Below are 7,906 nucleotides of genomic sequence, written 5' to 3'. Positions count from 1 at the left end.
ACTCTGTGACCGGCTGGCCTGCCGGGCCTACGGCTACGCGAACTCCGGGTACCCCACCGCCGCCGCGCACTGGGCCGCGATGAGCCGCGACGGACTCGCCCACCCCGGCGACCGCTGCCCGCCACCGGGATCCTTCGCCTACTGGGACACCGGGGCAGGTGAACCCGGCCACGTCGCCCTTGTCATCTCCAGGGCCGGCTGCAACCCATACCTGATCACCGTGGTCTCCAACGACGTACTCGACGCGACCACCGGTTCCTCCGGCGGGATCTACCAGGTGACCCTGGCTCGCCTCGAAGCCGGATTCGTCGACCCCGCGCGCTATCTCGGCTGGTCGGTGCCGGTCTGCGCCGGACTGCCATTGCCCACCGACTCGCCCCTGCGCCCGGTCCTGGCCTCGGGCCAAGGGACCGTCAGATGAGCCGGTCGACGGCGACCGTGCGGACCGACCCGGCCGATCGGCTCGCCGCCGTGCACGCGCGGTTGGTGAGCGCCGTCGAAGCACTCACCAGCGGGGAGGAGTGGCGGCGCATGCTCACCATCGCCGCGAGATTCCCGACCTACAGAGCCAACAACGTTCTGCTCATCGGCCTCCAACGTCCCGACGCCACCCGCGTCGGCGGGATCCGCACCTGGAACGCTCTCGGTCGCCGGGTCCGCACGGGGGAGAAAGGAATCGCGATCCTCGCCCCGTGCCTGTCTCGGCCCCGCCGCAACGACGCCACATCGCAGGTGCCGACGAACCAAGCCCGAACCCCGCAGACGCCGCTGGACCGGGAGGGACAGCGGGAGGCGCCGAAGGAACTGCGGGGCTTCCGCGTCGTCCACGTCTTCGACGTTGATCAGACCATCGGGGAACCGTTGCCGGACCTCCAGCCGCAGCTGCTGACCGGGTCCGCGCCGCGCCTGCTCGCTGCGCGGCTGGCGGAGCTGATCCGTGCCGGCGGTTTCGGCGTCGAACGTGGACCCTGCCACGGTGCGAACGGATACACCGACTTCACTACCCGCATCGTGCGGGTCCGGGACGACGTGCCGCAGGCTCAGGCGGCCAAGAGCATGGCGCACGAACTCGGGCATGTCCGCGCCGACCACGAGCACCGTTTCCTGGCCGAGTACCGCAGCTCGCTCGGTTGCCGGGCCCAGGCCGAGGTGGAGGCCGAGTCGATCGCCTACCTGGTCACCAGCATGGCCGGGCTACCCAGCGAGGCCTACTCGGTGCCCTACCTGGCCGGCTGGTCCGGTGGCGACACCGACCTATTGCGCGCCGCGGCCACCCGCGTCATCGCAACCGCCCGCACCATCCTCGACGACCTCCACGTCGATGACCCCCACAACGGCCCACCGGGGATTGAGCCGCCCGCGATCGAAGCCTTCTCGGTTGAACCGCCGGCGACCGAGCGGGGCCCCGCGCTGGGTCCCGACATGCCGCAGACGGGCCACGAGCCACCCGGCAGGAGTCGGTCATGACCGGCACCGCTGTCCACAAGGCAGGCCACGCCGAAGCGGTTGTCCACAGATTGCGTCGACCTCTGGTGGGCGGCGCCCGAATTTGGTCGACGGTGGCGGAATCCGCCACCGCAATTGAGGAGGACAGATGAACGATCACCCGATGTTCACCGACCCCGCGGGTTCCGTGGCATGGGCACGCATCGCCATGTCGCGCGCGCAGCGCCGGTTGGCCCTGGACGAGGATCCGATGAATCCCTGCCTCGACGTCACCCTGATCGGGCTCGCGTTCCTCAGCCTCGAGGCAGTGCACCCGCCTTACCCGCCGCTGGTCGACCGGGAGGTGTCGGTCCACCCCGGAGCCGACATTGCCAACGCTGTCATGTTCCTCCGGGCGGCCATCGCCGAGACTCTCTCGGCAGCGGACGTGGCGAGATTCGCAGCGACGATCGATGACCTCTCCGACCTCGAATGCCTCGGCGATTTCGAGGGCTACCTCGAGCCGGACATGCTCCCCGAAGACCCCGGCTTCGACGGGTGTGCCCCCCAGTGGCCATGACCACGTGGGAGGAGATTGTCTGTGGCACCGGCCTGCGGCTTTCCGAACTCGCTCACCTTCCCGGCGGCCGCGACCCCAACGTCAACCCGCGGATCGACCTCGACGTCGCCGTTACCGCTCGGGCCGCCGTGCTGGCCGGCGCCGCAGTCGTGCTGCAGGACCTGTCCGCGGTCCCTCGCGAGCTACCTACCAGCGGGCGGATGGACATGCTGGCGATGGCCGAGCGAGATCCGGTTCGTGCCCTGGCCATCCGGCTCCAGGGCCGGGGGCGTCCGCGGTTGACCCGCAGTCCGAGTGAGCTGCTCGATGCCGCCGCGCCCGGCAGCGACGTGACCCGCCGATGGGCTGCGGTCGGGCGCGATGCGCTCTGGGCCGACCAGATGTGGTCTGCCGTGGTCCGCCAGCTCGACGGAGAACACGCCTGGCATGCCGTGCGCGAGGTCGCCGCCCTGATCGAACTCGTGACCGCCTGCGATCAGGCCCTGCGCACCGTCGTGGTGGCGGCGTCCCGTCCCGATCTTGTGGCCTACCTCGATTGCTCGATCGGACTTCGGCTCATCGCTCGGGAAGTGCGCAGCCTGGCGGATGCGCCGACCGGGCGGGAGCCGGAATCGCCGACTCGGGCAATCAGCGGCCCGGAGCCACGTCGGGTGATCGCCCCCACCGATGGGCGATCGGCCTGCGCCGCCATCCGACGCCTGACCACTCTGGTCAAGGACGCGGATGTGGTCGCGCCTGCCCATGTCCGGGTCGTCGCCACCCTGGGACGGGACCTGAGCATCCTTGCGGCCAGGGCCGGCGCCCTCACCGCTGACGGCCGCCCGCTACGAGAGGGCTTGAGCGAACTCGTGGCTGAGCTCCACCAGGTGGTACTCGGTCGCCACGGCGAGGCGGTGATGGTCGAGTGCCACGCGCCGGCGCTGGAGCACCAGATCCGCGAGCTCGCTCGCTACACCCATGCCGCCCTCGGTGGCCGCGCCCCGCTTCCCGACAACACGGAGGCCTCGCGGATTGCCGGTCGCGTTCCGCGTCTTTTGGGCGTCCTCGCCGAGCAGACGCGGACGCAGGTCGACCATCGCCGCTGGGCCATCCCCGACCGAAGCCAGCGCACGTGCCTGCGCTACACCATCGCGACGAGGCAGGACCCGGATCGAATGCCGCGGATGCTCACCGAGCTCGAGCGCGCGATCGCCGCCGCCAGTGAGCTGCGCCTCCGCAACGACTCCCGAGCTGTGCCGGGGACGCCTACGAGCACGAGGGTGGCGGCAACCCTGATGGAAAACCCGCGCGGGTCGCTGGCGCCGTTGCGGCGACCATCCCACCCTGCCGTTCCGCCGCGGGAGCACCTGCCGCCCTCGGCCTGAAGCCGAGCAGTTCGTGCTGGTGCCGCTAGGCAGGAGGACGCACGAGGACTGTCGTCGCCGGGTCGAAGCCCGTGGCCCACTGCGCGTGGGTAGCTCGGCCCCACTGAGCCCCACTGAGCCCGGCGAGTTCGAGAGCCGACCGTGCCGATCTTCTCAGGTGGCTCGCGCTCAATGGGACCTCCACGATGTCGCTCCCATTGCAGCATCTGCCGGCGACAAGATCCGTGGCTGCGGGCCTGGCACCCGGGATGGCGAAAGGTGGGCTTCAGCGGTCCGGGCGGTGCTGGCCTCCGGTGCGGCACCCGGTCCGAGATGCCCAGTCAATGAGCCGGCGCAGGGCGGCGGCGAAATGGGCATGCCACTCGAGCGGCGCCTCGGGTCGCCCAGTGATGTTGAACGCTGAGATCCACGCGGTGCGTAGGGCGGACAGCTCCTCGACCAGCGCGCCATGCTGCTCCCAGCAGGGCGGGACGGCGCGGTGATCGAGGCTGTAGCGATCGACGAGCCACGTGACCCAGTCGTCGAGTTCTTCCAGGGCATCCTCAGTCTCGACGTCGGAGAGGGTGGCCCAGCAGACCGGGAACGTGGGGAACAGATCCGGGGGCAGGTTGTCGGTGTACTCGGGGCTGGTCATCGCTGAACTCCTCGATATCTCGACTGTGTGGGATCGGGTTCGACGACTCCGGGCCGCCGTTGTGCTTGGGGCCGGCGGGCCTGAGCCGCGCGGAGGCGGAGCAGGTGTCTGATCTCATCGGCGCTTCGGCCCGACGCACCGTCGCCGGCCTCCGCCGCAGCGGTGAGCGTGTCGCGGATCGGCAGCAGGCGGCGCAGCGAGGTCGAGTCGTCCTGGCGCCGGCGCAGGGTCGCGGTGGCCGACAACTCGGCGCCGTCCGTGGTGAGCACCTTCTCCAGCATCTGACGTACCGTCGGAATCACGTTCCCGTCGGGTGGCTGCGGGCAGGCCGGGTCGACTCCGTCGAGCGCGACGTAGGCATGGTTCCCGCCTCGGCCCCGGGTCATCGCGACGTAGAGCTGCTGGCGGGTCATCCCTGCTTGGACGACGGCATGCCCGCGATCGACGGTCGTGCCCTGGGTGCGGTGCACGGTCGTGGCGTAGCCGAGCTCGACATGCGCCTGGGCGTAGTCGGCGGGCAGGCGGACTGTGCTGGCCGAGGCGCCTGCGTGGCCTTCGGGAGGTGGGGTGTCGGTGCCGGTCCGGGGGAGTGGCCGGACCTCGATCGACCCGTCGAGGCTCGCCGCCGTGACCTGCCACAGCGCGCCGTTGCGGAGGTGGCCGTCCGGGGTCGGGATCCGCCGATCATTGCGCCGGGTCACGACGATGTCCCCGACGCCGGCGATGGCGTCGTCGGCGAGCCGGATGCCGTCGGGGTGCACGAGGCCCGCGCCGACGCGGTCGTCGTGGGCGCGCTGGTTCAGCGCGGCGACGGTGCTGCGGTCGTTGGCGACCAGGACAGCGGCGTGGCCGGCGGCGACGTCAGCCGCCCACCCGGCGTAGGCGGCGTTCATCATCAGTTCCGCGGGACCGCCGTGCAGCCGACCGTTCTCGGCGTAGGCGTCCAGGGCGCTGGTGCGCCCGTCCCGCAGGCCACGGGTCGCCTCGGCCTCCCAGCGGTGCTCGAAGCGCCACAGCCCGCTCAGGTGCACGGCCTCGGCCTGGTCGGCGAGCAGCGCGAAGGCGCCGCCGGCTCCGACGGCGCCCAGTTGGTGATGGTCACCGACCAGGACCAGCTTCGCGCCGGCGATCGCGGCCTGGGTGGCGAGGGCATCGAGATCTCCGGTGGCGACCATGGACGCTTCGTCGACGACCACCAGTTGCCCGGGTCGCAGGACTCAGCGCGGGTCGGGGTCGTCGCGGGTGGACTCGTGCAGCCACTTCGCGGTGTTCTCGCACGTCGTCCCGAGGGCGGCGGCGAGTTCGGCGGCTGCGGTGGAGGAGGGCGCCAGCCCGATGACCGATCCGCGGCCGTGAGCGTGGTCCCACCCGGCACGCAAGGCTCGCAGGGTGCGGGTCTTTCCGGTGCCGGCTGGGCCGACGAGCACGTCGATACGCCGCCCGGAGGACGCGATCGCGGCGACCGCGGCCTGTTGGTCCGCCGACAGGCGCCGACCTGGTGCCCCGGGCGGGATCCGCGCGGCCGCCGCCGCGAGGTCCTCGGTGTCCACGCATGGTGCGTCGAGGATGGTGGTGCCGGCCAACAGGCGCGCCTCGGCCGCCAGCACTGCGGTGGTCGTGAAGGCGTGCTCGTCGGGACGGGTGAAGGCGCTGGTCCCGTCCGCGCGACGGAACCGGGCCGGGCTGGTGAACACCTCGGGCGGATCCAGCGAGACACACGCGGACAGCGCGGCGTCGACGACGCGGTCCAGCAGGGCGATCCGCTCGCTCGGTCCAGCGACGCGCAGCAAGCGGGTGGCGCGGGCGGCTTCGGCGAGCAGGTTCGGGCGGGTCCAGGTCGAGCGGCGTTCCCCGAGCGCGACCAGCGTCGCCTGCGCGAATCGCTCCATCAACTCGGCGGGGACCGCGTCGGCTTGAACCGGGGAGGGGGCGCCGCGCAGAGCGCCCGCGACGGTCACCTCGATGGGCCGCCCGGTGGCCGCCGTGGCTTGGGTCCGCCAGCGCGTGAACAGCGTCGGTAGCGGCGCGACAGTCTTGTCCGGGCGGGAGGCGAGAGTGGCCTGCTGGCGCAGCCGCAGCATCTCGCGGCGGGTCGGGTCGCGGCCGTACTCGGCGGTGAAGTCGGCGAGCAGGCCACGGAGATGCGTCTCGATCTGGCCGCTGCGGGCAGAGAACAGCGTGAGCAGCCTGTCCTCGATGCCGTGGATCTCGAAAGCCGGGTTGCGGCGATCGCCGCGGTCCCGCAGTCCCCAGGTGAGGGGGAGGCGAGCGGCCAGTGCGTCGGCGAGCAGGGTGTCGTACACCTCGGAGCAGGCGACCGCGGCGTGATAGATCGCCTGGCCGTCGACGGACCGCCAGCGTCCGTCTGGTCCTTGCACCTTGTTGGCGATCACGACGTGGGTGTGCAAGTTGGGATCGCCGGTACGGGTGTCCCAGTGATCAAAGCCGGCGGCGAGCATTCCGCGGGTCGCGACCTGCGCGCAGGAATGGGCGCCGACGCGGGTGTGCAGGAACCGCTCCTCGATGAGGTGAAGCACGGAGGTGACCGCCTCACGGTGAGCGTCGGCGACGGCCTGCTGGGTGGCCGGGTCGCCGAGTGCCCACAACACGCTCGCCGACTTCGGAACGGTGAACGTCAGGTCGAACCCGGCAACCGCGGCCTTCATTGGCCGGGCGCGCTCGCGGGTCTCGATCGCTTCGATCGCGGCCCGCCGGACAGCCTCCGTGTCGGCCGCGGGCAGCTTGCTGATCGCCTCGGCGACGCGCTCGTCGGCGGTCCGGTAGGTGGGGTAGGCCCGGCCGAGCGCCGACCCGGTGACCGGGTCGTGGCCGCGACCGTAGAGCGCGGCCATCGTCTCCTCGGTGACGGCTGTGCCTGCCGCGAGACCGCTTCCGCCGTTGAGCCCGGCCAGTCCGGTGCCGGACCATCGGCCGGCCGGGTAGCCGGACTCGGCGTAGTACGACGTCAACGACGTTCCGGCTTCTCGGGCGCAGTCCCCGCACGCGGTGTGCTTGAGCAGGTACCGGTACCCCGACCCCGCCGACAGGCGCGCCAACGACATCACCGTGGCCACCGGGCCGACAGGTTCGGCGCGACGAGGGTTTGGGAGGACTCCACGTCATCCCTGTGTGCGCGATTCCGGCCAGATCCACGGCGGCCTCACCTTGAGCAAGATGAGTAGAGGCTTTGAGGTCTTGCCGCTACCTGGGTGTCAGACGAGTACGCGTTGGCGCTCTTCGATTGCCGTGTCGTTGCCTGAGAATGGCGGTCGGGTGCGGGCCGGTGGGTGGTTGCGGCCGGGGAGCGGGTGGTCTGACTGTCCGTCAGAGTGCGCCCTGGTATGCGGACGTCCGGGGTGGTGCGCGGAGGTCTGTGGCCGTGATCGCATTCTGATGGGGTGTCGCCCGGCGACGTCGCTATTACTCTGATGCTGCGATTCGAGCTCGTAGAACGAGTCTGGCGCGGGGTCTCCGGGAGCGTCGGATTGTTGCCGTAGAGCACGTGGGGCGTTCACCCCGAGGCGGTGGAGCTGACCGTCGAGAACACCGGTGACCAGCTCGATGCCCACCTGGTCGGCACGCTCACCGAGCCGTTCCGGCGCGGCACCGAACGAATCCGCACCGATGACGCCAGGGTCGGTCTCGGCCTGGCCATCGTGAAGAGCATCGTGCAAGCGCACAACGGGACGCTGACGCTGACGCTGACCCCCGCCCGGCCGGCGGGCTGCGCGTCACGGTGGAACTCCCCGCCGCCGCCCGCACCGATTAGGCGGGACCGTCAAGCGCCGCTCGGGTGGGGCTCCTCCTCGTCGGCCGCGGGCGCAGCGGGCACCGCCGGTGCCCCGACCGGCATCCCGGGAGCCCGGGAGTATCCGGTTTCGGCCCGGATCGGAGCTGCGTCGC

At 71.3% G+C, this 7,906-nt stretch carries 5 protein-coding genes and 2 pseudogenes; 5 read left to right on the top strand and 2 right to left on the bottom strand.

Going from position 1 to position 7,906, the window contains the following annotated elements:
• The 4 genes from H0X00_RS09670 to H0X00_RS09655 all read left to right on the top strand — a co-directional run.
• A partial coding sequence (locus H0X00_RS09670; RefSeq protein ID WP_293769482.1) for a hypothetical protein occupies positions 1-421 on the top strand: 421 nt, incomplete at its 5' end.
• The gene (locus H0X00_RS09665) at positions 418-1,467 is read left to right on the top strand and encodes an ArdC-like ssDNA-binding domain-containing protein (protein ID WP_293769480.1); all 1,050 of its coding nucleotides are present in this window, start codon (positions 418-420) and stop codon (positions 1,465-1,467) included. The genes H0X00_RS09670 and H0X00_RS09665, both read left to right, overlap by 4 nt.
• A 142-nt stretch (positions 1,468-1,609) precedes the next feature.
• The gene (locus H0X00_RS09660) at positions 1,610-2,005 is read left to right on the top strand and encodes a hypothetical protein (protein WP_293769478.1); all 396 of its coding nucleotides are present in this window, start codon (positions 1,610-1,612) and stop codon (positions 2,003-2,005) included.
• Entirely contained in the window at positions 2,002-3,369 is a 1,368-nt protein-coding gene (locus tag H0X00_RS09655; RefSeq protein ID WP_293769476.1) for a hypothetical protein, read from the top strand. The genes H0X00_RS09660 and H0X00_RS09655 overlap by 4 nt, the downstream gene beginning before the upstream one ends.
• Before the next feature lie 265 nt (positions 3,370-3,634).
• Here the strand turns inward: H0X00_RS09655 and H0X00_RS09650 are convergent, their stop codons facing one another.
• Together H0X00_RS09650 and mobF are read right to left on the bottom strand one after the other, a co-directional pair.
• Positions 3,635-4,003, bottom strand: coding sequence for a hypothetical protein (locus tag H0X00_RS09650; RefSeq protein ID WP_293769474.1), 369 nt, complete (start codon positions 4,001-4,003; stop codon positions 3,635-3,637).
• Positions 4,000-7,059 (bottom strand): annotated as a pseudogene (gene mobF / locus H0X00_RS09645) (MobF family relaxase). The gene H0X00_RS09650 and the pseudogene mobF overlap by 4 nt, the downstream one beginning before the upstream one ends.
• Before the next feature lie 456 nt (positions 7,060-7,515).
• On the opposite strand from mobF, the pseudogene H0X00_RS23790 reads away from it, so the two are divergent.
• A pseudogene (locus tag H0X00_RS23790) lies at positions 7,516-7,772 on the top strand (ATP-binding protein); the annotation flags it as partial.
• Between the last annotated feature and the right edge of the window lie 134 nt (positions 7,773-7,906).

The organism is Sporichthya sp. (assembly GCF_013815995.1).
Classification (GTDB): Bacteria; Actinomycetota; Actinomycetes; order Sporichthyales; family Sporichthyaceae; genus Sporichthya.
The sequence above is the reverse complement of the archived record's forward strand: the minus strand, read 5'-3'. Positions and strand labels throughout refer to the sequence as shown.